The organism is Micromonospora sp. NPDC048986 (assembly GCF_040649335.1).
GTDB lineage: Bacteria > Actinomycetota > Actinomycetes > Mycobacteriales > Micromonosporaceae > Micromonospora > Micromonospora alfalfae.
The window spans coordinates 583329-603483 of record NZ_JBEZFJ010000002.1 but is presented as its reverse complement, the minus strand read 5'-3'; the positions used below and the strand labels follow the sequence as shown (position 1 = coordinate 603483).

Below are 20155 nucleotides of genomic sequence, written 5' to 3'. Positions count from 1 at the left end.
ACCGGCACCGGCCCGTACTCCTAGATTCGCTGCGCGGCCTGCTGACAGATGTTCCACGGCACCCCCACCGGGACGCCAGCGCCGCGTTCCCTCCGACGAGAGGTGGTTCCGTGCACCGTGCTACCCCCCACCGCACCCGGCTGAGGCGGGCCGTGCTGGCCGCAGCCGTGGTGACCACGCTCGTGGCGACCGGTGCGGCGCAGGCCGCCGCGGCCCCGGCCAACCCGGCCGGCGGCACCGCGCCGTTCCAGGTCCTCGACCCGCAGGTCTGGCAGAACCCGGACACGATGACCTGGAATGACTACAAGGCCGTGCCCGGCAAGAACTGGGCCGACCCGAGCGTGTCCGGCTCGGTCCGCAACTTCAAGATCGCCCTGGTGGCGCTCGACTATCCGGACGAGACGTTCGCGGTCTCCCAGCGGGCCCGCTCGACGGTCTTCGGCAACCCGCAGTCCGTCGCGACGAACATTCCCCGGGCGGACGTGCCGAAGTTCTACCAGGACTTCCTGAACACTCCGAACACCCTCAACAAGGGCCACACGCTGCATGAGTACTGGATGCAGGACTCCAACGGCCGCTACGGCGTCGACCTCACCGGGTTCGGGCCGTACCAGATGCCGGCCAAGTCCTACCAGTACGGGCTGGACAACGGTTTCAACCCGGGCGCCTGCCCGAGCGGGGACGTGTGCGGCAAGAACATCCGCACCGACGGGCTGGGCGCCTGGCGGGCCGCCGTTGGCGAGGAGGTCGCCAACCAGTACGAGCTGGTGTTCATCCTCAGCGCCGGCCAGGACGAGTCGTCGACCTGGCAGGAGTTCGGGCAGATGATCTTCCAGAACAAGGAGGACGTGCCGGACGCCTGGGGCCCGCCGGACCCCAACCTGCCGAACTGGGCGAAGACCCGCTACGTGGACTGGACCTCGTGGAAGGCGGCGGCGACCCTGTGGCCGAACGCCGGCGGCGGTTCCTCGACGCAGGGGGAGAGCTCCGGCATGGGCGTCTACGCCCACGAGCTGACCCACCTGCTGGGCATCGGCGACAACTACAACAACCCGTACGGCGAGCCGCTGCGCAGGGCGTACACCGGGATCTGGAGCATGATGTCGCGCGGGTCGTTCAACGGCCCGGGCGGTCCGCACACCCGCTGGCAGATCCCGCCGACCAACGGCGGCTCGATGGGCTCGCTGCACACAGTGCGGGACAAGCTCAAGATCGGCCTGCTCGGTGAGGAGCACGTGCTGCGGCTGTCGCGGGAGTCGCTGGCTTCCTCGGGCCTGGTGGTCGCGCAGGTCACGGCCCGGGCGGTCGACGCCGGCCCGAAGGGTCTGAGCGGCGTGAACATCGCGCTGAACAAGGACCTGTCGCCGACCTGTGGGGTCACCACCGACCCGTTGTGCGACGGTGGCAACTTCAACAACTACACGGTCGAGGTCGTCGACCGGATGGGCGCGGACTCCTTCACCCCGGACAGCGGCGTGCTGGTGAGCAAGACGAAGAACGCCGACAGCGCGCCGTTCCAGTGGGTGGTGGACGCCAACCCGCAGGACATCGACATGATCGACTTCTACCGGCCCGACGGCACCCCGCAGAAGATCACCATGGGCGACTACCGGCAGCTCTCCGACGCGCTGTTCCACGCCGGCGCGGACACCGGCAGCCAGTACGAGTACGTCGACGAGGCCAACCGACTGCACTTCTACATCATCGACCTCAAGCGGGACTCGTCCGGCTCGCTCTCCTACACCGTCGCGGTGCGTTCGCTGGACGGCACCGGTGGGCCGAGCAGCCACGGCGTGCTGCTGGGCAAGGGTGAGGTGAGCAGCGGCGGCAAGCCGACCAACCGCGGCGTGACCTGCTCGTTCGAGCTGACCAACACCGGTACCTACTCGGCCGGCGGGCAGCAGCACCCGGAGAACGTCAGCGCGTACCTGAAGTCGGACGTCTACCGCCTGTCGGCGGAGGTGGCCGGCAAGGGCTGGCGGACCTGGCTGCCCAACCAGCTCGCCACCGCGCAGTTCGGCAAGGCCACCACCGTCACGGTGTCGGTGGGTGCCACCGCCGCCGCCGCGAACACCGGTTTCGTGAAGCTCACCGCGACCTCGGAGAGCGACCCGACGAAGACGGTGACCAAGCAGTGCCGGGTCGAGAAGTCCTGACCGACGCCCGAGGTTGACCCCGTGCCTGCCGGGTCCGCGGCCCCACGCCGCCACGGACCCGGCAGGCGGACGGAAGGAGGATGACGTGCGGCGAAGCATCACGACTCTGCTGCCCCTGCTGTTGGCCGGCGCGAGTGGCTGCGGCACCGTCGGCGCCGCCCAGGAGGCTGTCGATCCGACGACCGTCCGGGTCCTGGTTCGCGACATCAACATCCGGGCCGCTGGCGTGGACTGCGCCGGCACCGGTCCGTACCAGCACTTTCACAACCGGGCGCCGTTCCGTGTGCTCGACCCGGACGGAGCGGCGCTGGCCAGCGGGCAGCTGCCGGCGGGGACCGCGGTGGCCGCGTTCGCCGAGGACCTGGGGGTCGAACGCCTGCCCACCTACTGCGAGTTCGCCGTCGGCGTGCGCGTGCCGCAGCGAACCTCCTACCGGTTGGAGGTGGACGGCCGGCCGGCGCTCGACCTGACGCCGGACAACAGTGAGGGCCCGGCGCTGGTGGCGGTGGTCCCGTCATGAGGCGGGCACTTCTGCCGCTGTTGCTGGCGGCGGCGCTGCTGGGCGGGTGCAGCACGCCAGAGCCCGCTCCCGCGCCGACGCCCGCCGGAGGGGCGGCGGCGCTGCCCGGGCCGGTCCCCGCCGACCTGGCGTTGCGCCCGGCGCCCGGCACCGCCCCGGCCGCCCCGGCGTTCACCGGCGCGCTGACCGACGGCACACCGTTCGTCGCCGCCGAGCTGTGGGCGCAGCGTCCCGTCGTGCTCACCTTCTTCAACTCCTGGTGCACCACCTGCGCCAGCAACCAGGCCGCCCTCAGTGAGCTGGCCCGCAGCTACCGGGACCGGGTGGTCTTCGTCGGCGTGGCCGGCGCGGACCAGGCCGACGAGGTCCAGGACTACCTCCGCGAGCACCGGGTGGAGTACCCGGTCGTCCTGGACGACCAGCAGACGATCTGGCGTTCGTACGCCGTGCGGGAACCGCCGACCGTCGTGCTGGTGGCCAAGGGTGGCGCCCTGCTCCGGGGCTGGCCGGGCGGCCTGGACGCCCCGACGCTCGACCGGCGGCTGCGGGAGCTGGTGCTGGCCGGCCAGTCGTAGTTCCGTCACCCAGACACCTCGGTGCGACGCCGACCCGGCACCGGTCGGCGTCGCACCGAGGTCTTCCCCCGCCCGGCGCGCGCCTGCCCGCCGGGCGAGGGACGCAGCCCGTCGAACCAGACCCGGCGAAGTTCCTACACGTGCAGGTGGTGGCGCAGACGACCGGCTCGTAGCGTACGCAGCCTCGGACACATCAAGGAGACTGCATGCCTACAGTGGGAACGCGCTGGCGCACAGGCGTGGCCGTACTGTCCGCGACTGTGCTCGCCGCCCTCGGCGCGGCGCCGCAGGCGCTGGCGGCGGACGGCCCGCCGTCGATAGTCGTCCAGGACGGTGTCACCCAGCCGGTGTTCGGCTACGCCGACGCCATCCGGGAACGCCTGTTCATCGACTCCACCTTCGACAGCGACAACGACGGTCTGCGCGACATCATCGCGTTCGACCTGATGCGGCCGGCGGCCACCGCGCAGGGGCTCAAGGCCCCCGTGGTGATGGACGCGAGCCCCTACTACTCGACCGTCTGCCGAGGCAACGAGTCCGAATGCAAGGCGGACCTCGACGGCGACGGGCTGCTCGACAAGTGGCCGCTGTTCTACGACAACTACTTCGTGCCGCGCGGCTACGCGGTCATCCTGCTGGACATGGTCGGCACCAACAACTCCACCGGCTGCCCCACCACCAACGCCAACCAGGACAACCTGAGCGCCAAGCAGGCCATCAACTGGCTCAACGGCCGGGCCACCGCCCGTAACGCCGCCGGCGAGGTCGTCAAGGCCGACTGGCACAACGGCAAGACGGGGATGATCGGCAAGTCGTACGACGGCTCGCTGGCCATGGCCACGGCGGTGACCGGCGTGAAGGGCCTGACCACCGTCGTGCCCATCAGCGGGCCGACCGAGTACTACGACTACGTGCGCAGCAACGGCGTGGTCACCCGTGGCAACAGCTACGTGTCGTCGCTGGCCAACACGGTCACCAACCCGGAGCGCCGGGACTACTGCAAGCCGGTACGCGACGCGATAGGTGCCGCCGACGGCGACGAGCACGGCGACTACACGTCCTTCTGGAACGAGCGCAGCTACGTCAAGAAGGTCCCCAACGTCACCGCCAGCGTGCTGCTCTACCACGGCCTCAACGACGACAACGTCCGGCCGGACCACTTCAGCAAGTTCTGGTACGCCCTGGCGGAGAACAACGTGCCGCGCAAGCTGTGGCTGTCGCAGGAGGGCCACGTCGACCCGTTCGACTCGCGCCGCGCGGTGTGGGTGTCGACGCTGCACCGGTGGTTCGACTTCTGGCTGCAGGGCGTCGCCAACGGCATCATGGACGAGCCCCGGGTGGACCTGGAGCGTGCCGCCGACGTGTGGGAGACCCACGCCGACTGGCCGATCCCCGGCAAGGCCGACACCGAGGTGTTCCTGCAGCCCGGCACCACCGGCGCGGGCGGTCTCGGGCTGGTGCCCACCGCGAAGCCGGCGACCGGGGCGTTCCAGGACAGCCGGACGCAGAGCCAGAACACCATGATCCTCAACCCGGACGTGGTGCAGCCCAACCGGCTGGCCTTCCTCTCCGCGCCGCTCTCCGCGCCACTGCACATCTCCGGCACACCCACAGTGCAACTGCGGGCCTCCGCCGACCAGACCGACACCAACCTCGGGGCGATCCTGGTCGACTACGGCACCGACGAGCGGGTCGCGCACCGGGCCTCCGGCGAGGGAATCATCACCCTGACCACTGAGGACTGCTGGGGCCAGAGCAGCCCGACCGACGACGGCTGCTACAAGCAGACCACCAAGCGGGTGGCCACGGCCGACTACGAGCTGGTCACCAAGGGCATCATGGACGCCCAGAACCGGCAGTCCATCCGCGTCGCCGTGCCGCTGGTGCAGGGGGAGTCGTACAACTTCAGCTTCCAGCTGCTGCCGGAGGACTACGTCTTCAAGCCCGGCCACCGGATCGGCGTGATCATCGTGGCCAGCTACCCGCAGTACTCCAGCCAGGCGGACACCACCGCCGCGAATCTTCAGGTCGCCCTGAAGAGCAGCAACATCGTCCTACCTGTGGTCGGCGGCACCGCCGCCGCGCACGCCGCAGGCCTCTGACCGGCTGACCAGCGGGCCGCCGCGAGCGGCTCGTCTTCGGGGCGGCCCGGCGATCAACCCCTCTGCGGAGGCCGGCGATCGCCGGGCCCTCCCGCTGTCGACACCTGACGAAACTTCGCCGGTAATGCCGCCCGGGTCTGGCGGCGATGGTCGAGGGCTCGGCGGTTGGTCATGGGACACCTGGTGATTGGACGCAGGGTCGCTGGTGTGTCTCACCTACTCCGGCCGTGGCGCAGCGGCCGATCCAGGGCGTTTGCCAGCGCGTTGTCGAGGCGGTGTGCTTCGCGCAGCGTGGGGCCGGCGCGGGGGTCGCCCAGATCGCTGTAAACCTCGGCCAGGTCCACCACGGCGCACACATGGGTGGTTGATCCACTGAGTTTGGTCTTGACGCAGTATTCCCGCAGGGATTCAAGGTAGTCGCGTGCCTCAGTCAGCTCACCGGCCGCGCGGCACGCCCGGGCGAGGTTCATCGTGATCTGCGTCCAGCCGTAGTCGCCACGTCGCACCAGCTCGTTCGCCTCCTCCAGCAGTTCCCGACCCGCAGCGGTAGGCGTACCGCCGGAGAGCAGGTGTCCCGCGTGGTCGTTGAGGGCGTCGAGCAGCAGACCCCGAATGTGGTCCGTCGCACGTGTCTCGTACAACGTCCGTAGGATTCCGACCGCCTGCTCGTGAGCCCCGCCGGCATCTGCAGCGCGTCCTGCTGCGGCGAGGATGTTGGCATGCACCGTGAGGCTCTCGGCGTATGTCTCGTGGTCGGTGCCGTACGCCGCAGCGACCTGGTCCAGCGATTCCGTCGAGGTACGGACGGCATCTGCTAGCCGATTGGCAGCGCGGTGTGCCAGCGCCAGGTTTCCGAGGCTGTCGCCAATCAGCTCGCGATCCTGCACGGCTCGGGCGATCGCGACGGCCCGATCCGCGAGCACGGTCGCCTCGTCCGGGTCCTCGACACCCTCGCGCACGTACACCGATGCACGGTCGAGCAGGTAGGCAACATCATTCAGCTGCACCTGGTGCCGCTCCGCCGCCCGGCATACGGCCAGTACATGGGGGTGCCCGGACTCCCACTCGGTCCATGAGTCGCTGTGGTGGGTGTCGGGCCGCAGTGCATGGGTGAGGAAGCGCAGCACGGCAGCGGTCCAGTGAGCATCCTGCTTAGGCGTCACCTGGTCTCTCACGTGGACGGCGACAGTCGTCGGCACTGATACGCGATCGCCGTCTATGTCCAGCAAGCCCCGGGTCCGCAGCGCTGTGCACGTCTCTCGTAGCGCGGTTGGGGAAGCGCATGCGACCTCGGCGAGACCGGGCAAACAGTCACCAGCCTCGCGCAGCAGGGAGTTCGGAAACGGGTGACCCGGAGCCAGCCGAGCCAGCACCTGGAGTAGGTCACGGCCAGCCGGTGCCGCGGTGGATAGGCGCTCCCACTCGTATCCGAAGGTCGTGGCGTCCATTCGGGGTCCGTCGGGTAGATCCGTGGAGAGCGCGGTGCGCAGCTCGGCGGCGAGTTTCAGGACGCCCGGGAGGGAATCCTTGTCACCCCGTGCGCCGCCAGCCCACATGAGGCTCTGCACCCGTTGCCGCTGGGCAGTAGCCCGGTCTGTGGGTGTGTCGTTCAGGATGAGGTGGGGATGCGCGCGGTACAACTCAACAGGGGTCAGGCCCTCGTCGATGTATCGGGACCAGCAGCGGATCGCCCGGTCCGCGGCTGACTCGGCCGCGGCTCGTTCGAGGTCGAGAAGGCGACCTCGGATGCGTCCGACGATCCAGCTCGCGCGGTTCGGTGAGGATGGGCCGAGCCCCACGAACGCGACGCTGTCGGCGACCTTGGTCAGCGCCGCGCGCTCGACCGACCGGGTGCAACCGCGGTTGACCTTGCGAATGACGTCCCGGATGGTCACCAGCCCGGTGGCCATGGTCCGCCACGCTGCCTCATCCGGCATCAGTGACTCCAAACGATCTTCATTCGATCGGTGTTGAATTCATTCTTTTGTGCTGGTCGGCTGCCGCCATGACCGAGTCACCGCTGACCATGTTGTTCGTGTGCGACGAGTGGTCGCCTGCAAAAGGTGGCATCTCCGTGCTCAACCGAGCTCTGGCCGTCGCGTTCGCCGGGTGCGGTGACGCTGTGCTGTGCCTTGTTGCGCAGGCCACGGATGCCGAGCGCGCGGACGCCGCCCGATGTGGCGTCCGGCTGTTCGTCGCCGACCGTACGCCTGCGGGTCCGGACCTCCACCTGCCAGTTGCTGAGATCGTCGCGCGGCGACCCGACGTCGTTGTAGGGCATGACCGCGTGACTGGGCACATCGGCTGGCTCTACGCCCGTAAGTTCGGTGTCGCCGCGATGGTCCACGTAGTGCACACCGCCCCCGCTGAGATCGAACCGTATAAGGATAGCGGCGAGGTCTCCGCCCGGGTTGAGGCGCGCGAGGCATACACAGTGGATCTGGCGGGACAGGCTGATGTCGTCGTCGGTGTGGGCCCCCGCCTGACCCGGTACGCCACACATCTCCTCGACGACGGCTACGGTGGTCGCGCTGTGCTCCGCCTCGACCCAGGTCTCGATCCGGGCTCCCTCGACCGAGCACGCCGGATTCCGGTACGCGCGAATGTGATGGTCCTCGGACGTACCGGAGACATAGAACTCAAGGGCCTCGACATCGCGGCTGGCGCTGTCGCCACACTGCCGGACAGGCCCGACCGCCCGGCTCCGCTGCTGTACGTTCGCGGCGCCCCAGCCGAGCAGTGCGAGCAGGTGCGCGCCACGCTCGTCGGCCTTACCGACCTGGCCCGAGGTCGAGTCGACGTACGCCCGTTTTCGGAAGACGGCGAGGCGGTGCGCCGGGACCTTCGCCGTGCGGCGCTGCTACTGATGCCGTCCCGGGCTGAAGGCTTCGGTCTGGCGGCGTGGGAGGCGCTCGCGGTCGGCACTCCGATCCTCGCCAGCGCCCAGAGCGGGCTGGCGGAGTTGCTTCGGGAACAACTGGGCACCTCTGCGGACAGCTTGATTGTAGACATCACCGATGACCGCGACCGTGACATCCGGATGTGGTCGAAGGCGGTGCAGCGAGTTTTGGACGACCTGCCCACCGCCTTCGCCGAGGTCCACCGCCTGCGCGAGCTGCTGCTCCAACGCTTCACCTGGTCAGCGACGGTCGCGACGCTCGGATCGGCGATCCGAGCACAGATGCCAGACAAGGGCTGAAGCTTGACCACCGTTGTCTGTTCTAGCGTGCGGCCGCACATAGGAGGCCTCTGATCAGGTTCCAGCGGGGATGAACGTGCGCTGTCTCCTCCTGTCGGATGCAACAGGAAACACGTTCCGGAAAGAGGTTAGGACGGTTGACGCTCATTGGCAGGTGGCTGGTTCTCCTGCCAGTCCAAGGTGCAGAGGAGAGTGCGCGATGTCAGAAACCAGTGTTGCCTTCCGCCGCCGTCTCGGGCGGATGACAGCGATCTTCGGCGCGGCAGGGGCTCTCGTGGCGGCGACGAGCGTGCCGGCATCCGCCGCCGGTCCGTACATCAGCTCGAACTCCGGAGGCGCCAACATCCGAAGCTGCGCCAGCACCGGGTGCTCGTCCAACGGGTACTACGGCAACGGCACATCCGTCACGATGGTCTGCTGGACCGATACCCAGTGGGTCTACCCGCCGAGCTCCAACTACGCGTCCAACCGCTGGTTCAGGGTGAGTGCCCCGACGGGCGGCTTCATCCACTCCTCGTTGGTCGCGGCCCAGGTGTCGACGCCCGTGTGCTGATCGTGACGGTGGTCCGGCGGTCACCTCCGGCCGCTGGACCACCGCCGTACGAAGGTTGACCTTGATAAAGTTACGATGTGTTCTGCCAAGGCGACGCTGCGACATGATGGCCGCGCGTGACGAGGGACGCGAATCGCTTAACGACACCGTGGAAAGGCTGGGAGAGTGCCTCCGCCGACGCCGGAAGGCGGCCGGGTTGTCTCTCTCCGGGCTCGCCCGAAAAGTCAACTACAGCCGTGGCTATCTCAGCAAGGTGGAGACAGGCCGCGCACCGGGCAACATCCAGTTGGCAGAGCGTTGCGACGAGGCGCTGGCGACCGGCGGCGCGTTGGCCAAGCTTGCGCGGGCGCAGCTACGTGACCCGCACCCGTCCGAACGGACGGAATCACGCGATCCCGCGCGGGATGCGCCGCTCGAGTGGCCTCGCCAGCGTCGCCGCGACGTGGCGATGTTTCAGCACCGCACAGACGAGCCATTCGCCGAGGCTGAGCTGCCGGTCTCGTCGGCCACTGCCGTCGCGTTCATGCTCGCTCTCGACGAGGCGCACAACGCCCTGCGCGCCGTCGCCCGTGCCGACCTGCCGCCCTCGGCCCGACGTGACCCGGCCAACGAGGCGCTCCATGGCGCACGGGTGTACGCGCTCCGTGAGCGGCTCCTGGTGCTGGGTGCCGTGCCGTTGGTGGGCGCGGCCGAAGCGGCGTTCCTGCGGCTCGTCGCGGTTCGGGACGCGATCCGGACCGGGGCGCATTTAGAGGAGGCGGCCTACCATCAGGTCTACCACCCGTTTGCCGAGGCGCTGTGGACCTTCCGGATGGCTTTGCGGGCCGACCTGGGACAGCCGCCGTTGACCCCGGATGCCCTTGGCCGGCGAGACTGGTCGGACCGTGAACGGTGCCGCGACTGTGAGAAGCAAGGATTTCCTTTCGAGTAAGGCCCGGCGGCGACACATTGCGCGACGCGCAGAGACGGCAGTGAGGCTGGCCTCTGTGTCGTCTGGATCAGTCGGTAATCCGGCCGGTGTTCCGGTAACACGCTCCGCCGGTGTTTCCTGACTCCAGCCATACTGGAGACAGGAACGGATCGCGGGCTGGGCATCACCGGCGGAGACTGAAGACGTGGAATGGATAGCGTTCGTCGGTGCGATCTGTGGAGCCGCTATTGCCCTCGCCAGTGCGGTGAGCGTGGAGGTACAGCACAACCGTGCCGAGCGTCGACGCAGCCGTGAGGGGGAGCGCATCGGCTATTACCTGGACTTTGCCGTGGCGCTCGACAAGGCCCACAACGCCCTCCGCGAAATCGCCCAAAGCGACGAGGACGCGTCGCATTGCCTCCGTTCCGCCAGCCGCGTTGTCCACGAGGCCAACGTGTTTACCGCGCGAGAACGTCTACTCGTCGCCGGTACCAAAGAAATCGTCGAGGCCGGGGAGATGGCATACCACGGCTTGGTCGGGGTGCGGAACAGGATCCGGTCGGGCGTGACGCTCTCGTCCGGGGAATACCACCACGCGTACCACGAGTTCGCCGAGGCGATCTGGCAGTTCCGGATGGCGGTGCGCACAGAGTTCGACCAGGCCCGGTTGGAGCCGGCCGACCTGAAGCGACGAAGTTGGTCCGAACGGGAAGATTGTCGCGGCTGTCGTGAGTTGGCGGGACGATGAGCCGGTGGCCTCGAATGAACTGTGGCCTCAGCATCGCGACGCTTCGATGGACAACCAGGCGGGCTACGCGAGGCGCCCGGCTCTAGATGCTCGGGTCCGCCGGAACTCGGAGACTTGGCGGATTTACCACGAACGCGGGGCCTTTACCGCGCCGGCAGCAGCGGGTCCGCCACCGCCGGCGCGGCCCGACGTCAGAGCCGGGAGGTGAAGGTGGCCAGGAAGCGGTGCGGAATGACTGCGCCGGTGTTGTCGAAGCAGATGACGTCGACGTCGGCGTTAATGGTGTACGTCCAGGGTTGGGTGAGGTGGCAGTAGTTGCTCCCAGCGCCCTGCGCCACCACCTGGGCGTGCGTCTCCTTGATGCCGACCTGCGGGAAGGTCGCCAGGTAGCGGCCGGCGGGCGCCAACGGCGCCACCGTGTTCGCACCGACACCGAGCACCGAGTTGTCGTTTGTCGGCCCGCCGACGGCGGTACCCAGGTAGCCGAAGTACGAGGGCGGGCCGAGGGAGCCGATCACCGGCCGCCGACGGTGGTACGAGAGGACGAAGTCGGTGTTGATGAACGCGCCGGCCTGGTCGTAGCAGAAGACGTACACCTGCACACCGGTGCCGACAGCGCTCCAGGAGTAGACCTTGCAGCGGCGGGGGCCGGCGTTCGGCTGCACGGCGGTGACCTGCACGTTGCCGGCGAGCACCCCGGCTAGTCCCACCCCGGGCAGCCGCACCAGGTACTGCCCGACGCCCAACGGCCCGACCGTGTTCACGACACCGGTGGAGTTGTACGACTGAGCCACCAGGCCGCTGGTCCACTGCACGAACGCGTGGGAGGTGCCGGCCGGCAGCACGCCCGAGCTGGTCGTCCAGAGCACTGTGAACGGGGTGTCGTCGCGCGTGCCGCCCGGCTTGTGGCACTGCACGTCGACGATCTCGTCGGCGCCGGACTGGAACCAGCGGACCACCTCGCAGTAGTGACCGGTCCGGTTCACCGGGGTCACGTGCGGCACGCCCCGTGAGCTGGCACCTATCTGCGGGAAGCGGACCTGGAACCGGCCGGGCGCGAGCTTGATGCCGTCGGCCCAGGCGGCCGGGAACGCGGTCTTCCAGCTACCCCACTGCCGGCTGGTGTCCAGCACGGTCCAGGCCGCCACCGTGGGGTCCTTGACGTACGCGAAGCCCCAGCGGTCGGCGGTGGCCGCCACGGCCGGTGCGGGCGGCGTGAGCGCGCCGGCGGCCAGGACGGCGGCCAGTGTTGCGGTGACGAACGATCGGAGACGCATCTGTCCTCCAGTCGACGGGAACATGTCGGAGAGGAGTGTGCGCGCAGTGATTTCATGGTCGCAGTCAGCTACCTTGTGCGCTGGTGTCGGCTGTCCGCTACCCGTAACGGAGCTTCTGAGCAGTGCGGGCGCATGGCCGCTGCCGATCAGCGAGACTGACGATGACCAGGTTGGCCATGTCGACGACCGGCCGGTAGCCGAGGGCGGCGTAGATCCTGTTCGACGTCGGGTTGGCTTGGTCGGTGAACAGGCAGACCCGCGCACCCTCGGCCTGGATTCGGCGGGAAACCTCCGCGACCGCGTTGCTGGCCCAACCGCGCCCCCGCTGGGCCGGCGGTGTGTACACCGGGCCCACGCGGGCCACCCCGAACGAGGGCGGGTTGGCACCGGTGAGGTGCACCGGCTCGCCGGTCTCGTCGATCCAGAACCACAGCCGTCCGGCGTGGAGCCGACGCAGCACCTCAGCGTGGTCGGGCGCTTCGTGCGCACTCGTACCGCGTGGGCGGCCCGCCTGTTCGTCGGCGTCGCCCATGAACGCGGCGAGCCACTCCGTGACCAGCCCCGCGTCGTTCTCGGTCGCGGCCACCAAGCCGCCAGGCACCGGCGGTGGCCACGTCAGCTCGCCGAGCGCGTGCAGCCGGGTGTGCTGGGAGACCTGGACGTCGCCCCCACCGAGCCGGGCCAGCGCGGTGGCGCACAGGTCGACCGCGGGCAGGGCCCCGTTCACCGCGAGGACCTCCTCCCCGCGATCGTGCAACGCGTGGGCCAGCGCAACGGCCGCCTCGTCGGGCATGGGCAGCAGGAATGGCGGATAGGGGGCATACGGCGCCGAGCGCATCCCGGCACCGACCACGGTGCCGGAGTGGTCGCTGACCACCAGCCACCAGTTGCGGTCGGGCTGCGGGATCCCCTCGGCCCGCTGCGACAGCAGCCGGTGCGCGATGGTGGTCACGACCGTGCTGACGACCGGATCGGCGCCCAGGTAGCCGCCCGCAGTGGCCAGGAACTCGCCCGGATCGCTGAGGAACCGCAGCCGCAATCCGGTCCCCGGGACAATGTTCATCCGCGTACGCTAGCCACCGGCTACCACATCGACACGGGAATTTCGTACGGCGGAGGACCTGTAAGCGCCGAAACAACAGTGCGGGCGGGCCCACGGTTGGTCCCGGTCGGGCGGGGTACACCGCCGCGAGTGGCGCGGGGACTGGGTTCACCCGGCTTGGCCACCGAAGGTGCTTCGGAGGGGCCGATGTCGGGTGCGTCAACGCGGTCAAGCGGGGCCGGGATGTCCGATGACGTGGTGGAGCTGCGGGTACACGGGGCCGCCAGCGCGAGCGCCGCCCAGGTGTTGAACGTGGCGCAGGTCGAGCAGGTCGCGGGCGACCGCAGTGGGGGCTTCTACCGACCCCACCGCCCGTGTTCGTGCCGCAACGGCGAACGGGTGACGGAGGCGTACCGCTGGGGCGACCTGCCCGCCGGCACCGTGGTCCGAACATTGAGGCTGGTGTTCCTCCTGCCGTTCATGCTGGCCAACCTGGCGATCTGGATGCGACCGGCGAGCCCTGGCTCCGACGTGATGGTCAGGGCCTTGTGCCGGTTGCTGGCGCTCACCCTCACTGTGCTGTACGTGCTTGCCTTCGTCGGCGTCACGCTGGATCTGATCGCGTGGAAGTGCATGGGCTCGCCACGATGCCTGGCCGGGCGCACCTGGATGTCCTGGTTGGGTGGGCAACCCGTGGGTCTGCGCCTCGCGGTGCTCGCTGTGGTTCCGGCCGCCGCCATCGGTCTGCTCTGGCGGGCCAGTACCCGGCCGGGAAGGATGTTCGACGCGTTCCGTGCTCCCGCGCACGAGGTCTGCGAGCATCGACTCGGCGGGATCGGTCAGTGGGACGCCGGGTCGCTGGTGGGTCGGCTGCGCTCGGTTCACGTCGCGGCGGCGTTCGCGACACTGGACGTCGCCCTGCTCGCCGCCCGAGCCGCGAACGGCGCCTCGGCCAGCACGACCGCGTTGGCCGTGGCCACCGGGACGGTGCTGGCCAGTTGCCTGGTCCTGCTCTGCATGCCCGCGCTGCTCGACCGGGCCGCCTCGGATCGGCGACTGGACCGGATCACCCGCACGGTGCGGACGGTGGCCGTGGCGCTGACCATCGTGGTGACGGCCCACGTCCTCGCCAGCCCAGCGCCGTGGCACGAGGGGGGCGGCCTACCCGGCTACGGCGGAATTCTCACCTCGCTGTTCGTTGCCCAGACGACCCTGCTGACCGCCCTCGGCGCCGTGCTGCTCTGGCGCCGGGATCGGCGGCGCGACGCCACCCCGCTGCTCGGGCTGGGCGCACTGGTGATGGCGGCCAGCGCGGTCAGTCTGGCGGTGGCGGTGTCCGCCGAGCTGGTCTACCGGGTGGCGGATTTCCTGGACCGCGACGCGCCGACCGGAGAGGGCCTGGCCTCCGGTCTGCCGCCGGCGTTCACCTGGGCGATCTTCGGCTTTCTTCGGACAGTGCTGTTCACGCTGGTGGTAGCGGTTCCGGTCATCCTCATCTCGCATCGCCGTCGACTTCGTGCCGCGGCGGCGATTGTCGCCTGCGACTACCCGGACCGCCCGCCCGCAGCCGCGACCCGACTGCGGCAGGTGCAGAAGGCGATAGCCAGGGCCCGCTTCACGGAGAGACTGATTCCGTTGGCGGTGGTCTACGCCTGCCTGGCCGGGATCGGCACGGCCACCACCACCCTCGGCCTGCTGGACTTGCTGCCGAGCGAGTCCGTGCAGCGGTACGCACGGGTGCCCGGCGACCTGATCACCTTCTCCATCGCGTTCGGCAGTTGGGGGATCGCCGCGATCATCCTCGGCCTGACCATCGGCGGAATCTTCGCCTACCGGACAGTCGAATTCAGGCGCCACGTTGGTGTCCTGTGGGACCTGGGCACGTTCTGGCCCCGGGCCGCCCACCCCTTCGCGCCACCCTGCTACGCCGAACGAGCTGTGCCGGAGCTGACCCGACGAATCACGTACCTGGTCGGACGCGGCAACCTCGTGCTGCTCAGCGCACACAGCCACGGCACGGTCCTGGCCGCCGCGACAGTGCTCCAGTTACCGCCCCAGGTCAGCAGTCGAGTCGCTCTGCTCACTCATGGGTCACCACTGAGCCGACTCTACGCGCGACTGTTCCCCGCCTTCGTCGACGACGAGGTGCTGCACGAGATCGGCGCTCGCGTCGACTGGCGGTGGGTGAATCTGTGGCGCGACACCGACTCGATCGGCGGCTGGATATTCACCGCCCACCGGGCGACCACGCCGCTAACCGTCGACAGGACGGCGGCAACGGTGGACCGCCGGTTACAGGATCCCGCCGACGTGGTGCCGCTACCTGGCGACAGCGTCCCGCCGCCGATCCAGGGACACCGGCCCCGCGGATCGGAGCAGCGGTACGCCGAGGCGGCCCAAGAGTTGATCGAGCGCCTCCGCCAGCCGGTGGACCCACTACCGCTTGCGGGCGACCCGGCGACCGGGCACTGACGGATCCGTGGCAGTGACGCGGGCGCGCTCGAAGTACGTGAACTCCCAGACGGTCGGCAGTGGCACGGATTCACAGGCTGGCGAATCCCGCTCCCCAGGACGGATAGGCCGGTCTCCAGCCAAGGTGCGTGCGGGCGTGGTTGTTGCTCGCTCCCCTTGCCCAGCCGTGCCGCTCGCCCCCGGTCACCGCTGGCGCTGGCACGTCGGCGGCCGCGCAGAACGCGGGCACCCACTGCGAGGCGGCGGCTGGCTCGTCGTCGCAGACGTTGACGACGCCGACGGGCCACTCCAGAGCCGCGACCGCGGCGGCGACGGCGTCGTCGATGTGCAGCAGGCTACTCACGTCCGCGTCGGCGGGGACCTTGCCGGCGGCGGCGAACTGGGCCATCAGACCGTCGCGGGCGTACCAGGTGCCCGGACCGTAGAGGGTGCCGTATCTCAGCACGACCCACTCGGGCGCCTCCTGGACGGCGGATTCGAGCGCTGCGGCACCAGCCACACTGGTCTGGCGTGGCTCCGGGGCGCTGAGGTCGAGTGGGGTCTCCTCGGTCGCCGGCTCAGCGCCCGGCTCGTACGCCCAGGAGATGCTCTGTGCCACGATCCGGCGTACCCCGACGGCGAGCGCCGCGTCGACAAGGTTGCGGGTCCCGGTCCGACGCAGCCGCGAATTGGCGGCGAAGTCACCGGTGCTCAGGCTGGTCAGCTGGTGCATGACCACGTCGGGCCGGGCGTCGCGGACGGCGGCCGCCACCGCGTCCCGGTCGAGCACGTCGACGGCGACCGGGCCGTTGCGAGCCAGCCCGATGACCTCGTGGCCCTGGGCGGTCAGGATCGGTTCGAGACGGCGGCCGATGACGCCCGTCGAACCGGCGAGAACGATACGCATGACGTGCCTCTCCGTCAGTTCGGCCGGGTTGAGCGGCGGTCCTTACGCTGTTCGAGCTCCTCGGGGCTCACCAGCACCAGCATTTCCTGACCGGGCGCGCACACCATCACGACCAGGAATGTGGTCACCCGATCGGACAGGTTGTTGGCGGACCGGTAGTGGATGACGTCGCCGCCGGGCTCCCAGAACGCCTCACCGGCCTTGATCACCCGTTCGGGCTCGCCCTCCAGCTCGAAGATCATCTCGCCCTCGAGCAGGTAGCCGAAGACCGGGCCGGAGTGCCGGTGTGGCGGCGTGCCCGGGTCGCCCGGTGGCAGTTCGATGGTCGCTGTCATCACCTGGGAGCCCGCCGGCAACTCCGGCGGCATGGCCGTGCCCAGCAGCACGATCTCGTTGTTTCCGATCTTCATGGTCTGCATGAATCGAACGTATCCCCGACCGGACCAACAGGATGGACCAGTTGCCGGCCGGTCTGATGGACCAGTTGGCAGAGTCCGGACAGCGCCTCCTGCCAGGCATGAGCCGGCGGCGCCGCGTATCCGAGGACCAGGGCGGCCGCCTGCCGCTCATCTGCGGGATCGTGCCAGTACCCGTTGCTGTGCAGGCCGATCAGGTGCAGCCCTTCGCGGCGTCCGGCCTGGATCAGCCAGCGCTCCTGCGCCACGGAGGCCAGCGGTAGCAGCGCGTGCACGCCGGCAGCGACGCCCTGCAGCGCAGTGGTGGTCACCTCGGCCAGGCGGCCGGCCAGCTCGGCCCGGCGACGCCGGTAGGTCAGGCGCATGCGGCGGATGTGCCTGTCGTAGTCGCCGTGCGTGAGCAGGTCGGCCATGGTGAGCTGGTCGATCGTGGAGACCGCGGCCCCGGCCTCCACGATCGTCGTCGTCAGTTCACGACGCAGTGGCTCGGGGACGACGAACCAGCCCAGGCGGACCCCCGGCGCCAGCGACTTGCTCGTGCTGCCGGCGTACACGATCCGCTCTGGCGCCAGCGCCTGCATGGCGCCCACCGGCCGCTGGTCGTAGCGGAACTCGCCGTCGTAGTCGTCCTCGATCAGTAACGCGTCGTGCTTCCGGGCCCATGCGATGAGCCGGTAACGGTGCCGTGGGGCGAGCACCACTCCGGTCGGATGCTGGTGCGCCGGGGTGAGCAGCGCGGCCTGGCCCGCCGCGTCGTCCGGGTCGGCCCCGCCGGGGCCGACGGTGAGCGGGGTGACTGTCAGGCCCGCGGCACGCAGCACCATACGGTGATGGGCCAGACCGGGGTTCTCGGTGGCGATGGCGCGTACGCCGCGCCGGTGCAGCGTTCGCGCCAGAAGGGAGAGGCCCTGGGTGAAGCCCGCCGTGATCACCACCGCGTCCGGGTGGCAGAGCACTCCGCGGGTGCGCGCGAGATAGCCGGCCACCGCCGCCCGCAATGCGGGTAGCCCGGTCGGCGCGGAGTAGTCCAGCGTGCCGCGCGACGCCGTTGTCAGCGCTCGGCGGACACTGTCCGCCCAGGCCGTTCGGGGGAACGACGCGAGGTCGGGAATCCCCGGCCGCAACTCGATCAACGGCCCGGCCGGCGGCGACGGCCGCGGTTGCCCGCGCGAGTCGGGCGGATCATGGAGTACGTCCGCGACGCGGGTTCCCGAGCCCGGTGCCGTCAGCAGCCAGCCTTCCGCCACCAGTTGCGCGTACGCCTGCACCACAGTGCCCCGGGCCAGGCCCAGGTCGGCGGCCAGGCTCCGGCTTCCAGGTAGGCGCGACCCGGCCGGCAGCCGGCCGGTCCGAATGCTCTCCCGTAACGCGCTCTCCAGCGAGCGACCCGGGAAACCCGCACTCCGATCGAACTCCAGATGCAGGTCAAGCGACTTCGTCACCCGGTAACGATCCCATTCGCGCGAGCAGCGCCGGCAGGTTCCGCGTTCGCGCACGACGCGCCGCAGGTGGTCACGCCGGCCGCCCGGTGCCTGCTCGCGTCCGCGTCCGCCTCCAGATGAGGGTTCCGCCCGATGGGGCGAGGTGAGCGGTTAGCGTCCCACCTGAGAAGTCTGGGAGAGGTAGGACCAGCAGTGACATCACCCATCCCCGCCTCAGCGCAGGTGGCGTCGACGGACGGACGAGGCGCCGCACTGACCGCGCTGATCCGGATCGCCCTGGCCGTCCTCTTCCTCGACGAACTCGTTGTCGGGTTCTGGAACCAGGTCTTCCCCGAAAGCTTCTACAACAACTTCCCGACCGTCACCCTTACCCCTCCGCTCAGCGAGCACTACGCGCGAGACTTCGGCGGAGCTACCCTCGGGCTGGCCGTCGTCCTCGGCATAGCGCTCGTCGCACCTCGAGCCGCATTCACCATCCCCGCGGCAGCGGCCTTCTCCACCTACGCCATACCCCACTTCTTCTTCCACCTGACCCACCTCGACGACGCCAGCCTCGGCGAGGCGGTCTTCCTCACGACCGCCAATGCCGTCGTCGCCCTGCTCGGCCTTCTCGTCATCGCCCTGACGCTCATCCGCGACTCCGGGCGCCGCCGTCGGGGCGCTGTCGCCAACGGATGACCGGCCGGCGGCAGATGACCGCGCCCGGGGCGACCGACCCGCGCCGCCGGGGCGCCGGGGGTCGGATCGAGGGGCGGCTGAGCCGGCCCGGCGCCCGGTGTTCAGCGGTCCGGCCGAGCGAGTGCCGAAGTCGTTGGCAGCAGTTGCCCGCGGGCCGCGGCGATCACCGTTCGGACCGCGATGCCGCCGATCAGCACGGTGATCGCGGTCAGCAACAGGTACGCGTAGACCCGGTGCCCGAAAGGCTGGGTGGCGGCGATCCAGCGCAGCGTGGTCGTCGCCACGGCCGCGAACGAGAACGTGAATGCCCAGAACATGGGGACGAACGACAAACGCAGGTACGCGGGAAGGAGCCGGACCTGTGCGAGGACCATCAACAGCCCGTACCCGGAGACCAACGAGACCGCGACATCGATCCGCCCCCCGTTGAGCGCGAACAGCGCCACGCCGGCCAGTGCAGGGGGCGCCACCTCGATGGCCAGCGCCGGAAACAGCGCTGGCGGCAGCGGCGGTCGGAAGAGCAGCCGGTTGAGCGTCAGCGAGCCGATGACGAGCCAGCAGACGAGCCCGAGTCCCAGCATGAGTACGGAGAGCGACCGCTGCCCGACGACGGCGCTGCTGGCGGAGGCGACAAGTCCACCGGCCACGGTGGGCAGGAGGTAGCCGGGGTGCGTTCGGTCGAGGTCGAGCCTGCCGTAGATCCATTGGCCGGTTATCCAGCCACCGAACAGCACGGTGAGGACGAGGAACACGTCGACGACGATCCGGGCGGCGCCACTGTGGTGCGGTGTGAGGCCCTGCGCGGCGAGCAGCATTGGCGTGATCACCGCGAGCGACGCGAACGGGGCGAGTACCGGGTCGATCAGGTCAGCGACGAGCGTCCGGACCGACCTGGTGGAGGCGGCGTAGCCCGCCGTGGTGGCCAGCCAGACCACCGCCGCGACCACGAGCAGGGCGTTGCCGACCCAGGTCGGCGCGGTGCCGCCGTCGGCCGCGACAGCCCATGTGCCGGCCAGGCCGGCCAGCCCGAACGGGATGCCGAGGAGGTTCAGCGGGACACGGACGGCCATCGGGACCCTTCCTGCTCCGGCCCAGCCTGAACGGTGCCGACTGTGACCGCCGGCCCGCGAGCGGCAGCGCCGAGGGCACCTCGTGCGGAATGTGTGCGGCCGATCCGGG

17 protein-coding genes are annotated in these 20155 nt (G+C 69.7%); 10 read left to right on the top strand and 7 right to left on the bottom strand.

The features are described from left to right. The first annotated feature begins 110 nt into the window (after positions 1-110). From AB0B94_RS07790 to AB0B94_RS07775, 4 genes are all read left to right on the top strand, one after another. On the top strand, positions 111-2156 hold the full coding sequence (locus AB0B94_RS07790) for a M6 family metalloprotease domain-containing protein (protein ID WP_357269850.1): 2046 nt from the start codon (positions 111-113) through the stop codon (positions 2154-2156). An 85-nt stretch (positions 2157-2241) separates the two neighbouring features. Continuing rightward, positions 2242-2676: a hypothetical protein gene (locus AB0B94_RS07785; protein WP_357269847.1), complete on the top strand. Its 435-nt coding sequence runs from the start codon at positions 2242-2244 to the stop codon at positions 2674-2676. Further along, positions 2673-3251, top strand: a complete 579-nt coding sequence (locus AB0B94_RS07780) for a TlpA disulfide reductase family protein (protein ID WP_357269844.1) — start codon at positions 2673-2675, stop codon at positions 3249-3251. The genes AB0B94_RS07785 and AB0B94_RS07780 overlap by 4 nt, the downstream gene beginning before the upstream one ends. A 206-nt stretch (positions 3252-3457) precedes the next feature. Beyond that, entirely contained in the window at positions 3458-5353 is a 1896-nt protein-coding gene (locus AB0B94_RS07775; protein WP_357269841.1) for a CocE/NonD family hydrolase, read from the top strand. 212 nt (positions 5354-5565) lie between these two features. Here AB0B94_RS07775 and AB0B94_RS07770 read toward each other — a convergent pair whose 3' ends face one another. Continuing rightward, entirely contained in the window at positions 5566-7263 is a 1698-nt protein-coding gene (locus AB0B94_RS07770; protein ID WP_357269838.1) for a tetratricopeptide repeat protein, read from the bottom strand. 29 nt (positions 7264-7292) lie between these two features. On the opposite strand from AB0B94_RS07770, the gene AB0B94_RS07765 reads away from it, so the two are divergent. From AB0B94_RS07765 to AB0B94_RS07750, 4 genes are all read left to right on the top strand, one after another. Next, positions 7293-8552 carry a glycosyltransferase family 4 protein gene (locus AB0B94_RS07765; protein ID WP_357269835.1) on the top strand — a complete coding sequence of 420 codons (1260 nt, stop codon included), beginning with the start codon at positions 7293-7295 and terminating at the stop codon, positions 8550-8552. Positions 8553-8751: 199 nt separating this feature from the next. After that, on the top strand, positions 8752-9105 hold the full coding sequence (locus AB0B94_RS07760) for a hypothetical protein (protein ID WP_357269832.1): 354 nt from the start codon (positions 8752-8754) through the stop codon (positions 9103-9105). A 106-nt stretch (positions 9106-9211) separates the two neighbouring features. Continuing rightward, positions 9212-10036: a helix-turn-helix transcriptional regulator gene (locus AB0B94_RS07755; protein WP_357269829.1), complete on the top strand. Its 825-nt coding sequence runs from the start codon at positions 9212-9214 to the stop codon at positions 10034-10036. Between the two features lie 184 nt (positions 10037-10220). Next, entirely contained in the window at positions 10221-10763 is a 543-nt protein-coding gene (locus tag AB0B94_RS07750) for a hypothetical protein (protein WP_357269826.1), read from the top strand. Positions 10764-10954: 191 nt separating this feature from the next. On the opposite strand, the gene AB0B94_RS07745 is transcribed toward AB0B94_RS07750, so the two are convergent. Both AB0B94_RS07745 and AB0B94_RS07740 read right to left on the bottom strand, forming a co-directional pair. Further along, the gene (locus tag AB0B94_RS07745; RefSeq protein WP_357269823.1) at positions 10955-12040 is read right to left on the bottom strand and encodes a hypothetical protein; all 1086 of its coding nucleotides are present in this window, start codon (positions 12038-12040) and stop codon (positions 10955-10957) included. Between the two features lie 97 nt (positions 12041-12137). After that, positions 12138-13103: a GNAT family N-acetyltransferase gene (locus tag AB0B94_RS07740; protein WP_357269820.1), complete on the bottom strand. Its 966-nt coding sequence runs from the start codon at positions 13101-13103 to the stop codon at positions 12138-12140. Positions 13104-13325: 222 nt separating this feature from the next. Between AB0B94_RS07740 and AB0B94_RS07735 the strand changes: the two genes are divergently transcribed. Beyond that, entirely contained in the window at positions 13326-15554 is a 2229-nt protein-coding gene (locus AB0B94_RS07735) for a hypothetical protein (RefSeq protein ID WP_357269817.1), read from the top strand. 70 nt (positions 15555-15624) lie between these two features. On the opposite strand, the gene AB0B94_RS07730 is transcribed toward AB0B94_RS07735, so the two are convergent. The 3 genes from AB0B94_RS07730 to AB0B94_RS07720 are packed head-to-tail and all read right to left on the bottom strand — an operon-like array spanning position 15625 to position 18298. Further along, positions 15625-16440 carry an NAD(P)-dependent oxidoreductase gene (locus tag AB0B94_RS07730; RefSeq protein WP_357269814.1) on the bottom strand — a complete coding sequence of 272 codons (816 nt, stop codon included), beginning with the start codon at positions 16438-16440 and terminating at the stop codon, positions 15625-15627. Positions 16441-16454: 14 nt separating this feature from the next. Next, the gene (locus AB0B94_RS07725) at positions 16455-16859 is read right to left on the bottom strand and encodes a cupin domain-containing protein (protein ID WP_357269811.1); all 405 of its coding nucleotides are present in this window, start codon (positions 16857-16859) and stop codon (positions 16455-16457) included. Then, positions 16847-18298: a PLP-dependent aminotransferase family protein gene (locus tag AB0B94_RS07720; protein ID WP_357269808.1), complete on the bottom strand. Its 1452-nt coding sequence runs from the start codon at positions 18296-18298 to the stop codon at positions 16847-16849. Before AB0B94_RS07720 ends, AB0B94_RS07725 begins: the two co-directional genes overlap by 13 nt. Positions 18299-18490: 192 nt before the next feature. Between AB0B94_RS07720 and AB0B94_RS07715 the strand changes: the two genes are divergently transcribed. After that, on the top strand, positions 18491-18976 hold the full coding sequence (locus AB0B94_RS07715; RefSeq protein WP_357269805.1) for a hypothetical protein: 486 nt from the start codon (positions 18491-18493) through the stop codon (positions 18974-18976). A gap of 101 nt (positions 18977-19077) precedes the next feature. Here the strand turns inward: AB0B94_RS07715 and AB0B94_RS07710 are convergent, their stop codons facing one another. Continuing rightward, the gene (locus AB0B94_RS07710) at positions 19078-20046 is read right to left on the bottom strand and encodes a hypothetical protein (RefSeq protein WP_357269803.1); all 969 of its coding nucleotides are present in this window, start codon (positions 20044-20046) and stop codon (positions 19078-19080) included. Between the last annotated feature and the right edge of the window lie 109 nt (positions 20047-20155).

Bases quoted from the DNA above. Each gene is read 5' to 3' on its own strand.
- AB0B94_RS07725 (WP_357269811.1), bottom strand. From the start codon at position 16,859: ATGCAGACCATGAAGATCGGAAACAACGAGATCGTGCTGCTGGGCACG.
- AB0B94_RS07770 (WP_357269838.1), bottom strand. From the start codon at position 7,263: ATGGCCACCGGGCTGGTGACCATCCGGGACGTCATTCGCAAGGTCAAC.
- AB0B94_RS07730 (WP_357269814.1), bottom strand. From the start codon at position 16,440: ATGCGTATCGTTCTCGCCGGTTCGACGGGCGTCATCGGCCGCCGTCTC.
- AB0B94_RS07740 (WP_357269820.1), bottom strand. From the start codon at position 13,103: ATGAACATTGTCCCGGGGACCGGATTGCGGCTGCGGTTCCTCAGCGAT.
- AB0B94_RS07710 (WP_357269803.1), bottom strand. From the start codon at position 20,046: ATGGCCGTCCGTGTCCCGCTGAACCTCCTCGGCATCCCGTTCGGGCTG.
- AB0B94_RS07780 (WP_357269844.1), top strand. From the start codon at position 2,673: ATGAGGCGGGCACTTCTGCCGCTGTTGCTGGCGGCGGCGCTGCTGGGC.
- AB0B94_RS07775 (WP_357269841.1), top strand. From the start codon at position 3,458: ATGCCTACAGTGGGAACGCGCTGGCGCACAGGCGTGGCCGTACTGTCC.
- AB0B94_RS07755 (WP_357269829.1), top strand. From the start codon at position 9,212: ATGGCCGCGCGTGACGAGGGACGCGAATCGCTTAACGACACCGTGGAA.
- AB0B94_RS07745 (WP_357269823.1), bottom strand. From the start codon at position 12,040: ATGCGTCTCCGATCGTTCGTCACCGCAACACTGGCCGCCGTCCTGGCC.
- AB0B94_RS07735 (WP_357269817.1), top strand. From the start codon at position 13,326: ATGTCCGATGACGTGGTGGAGCTGCGGGTACACGGGGCCGCCAGCGCG.
- AB0B94_RS07760 (WP_357269832.1), top strand. From the start codon at position 8,752: ATGTCAGAAACCAGTGTTGCCTTCCGCCGCCGTCTCGGGCGGATGACA.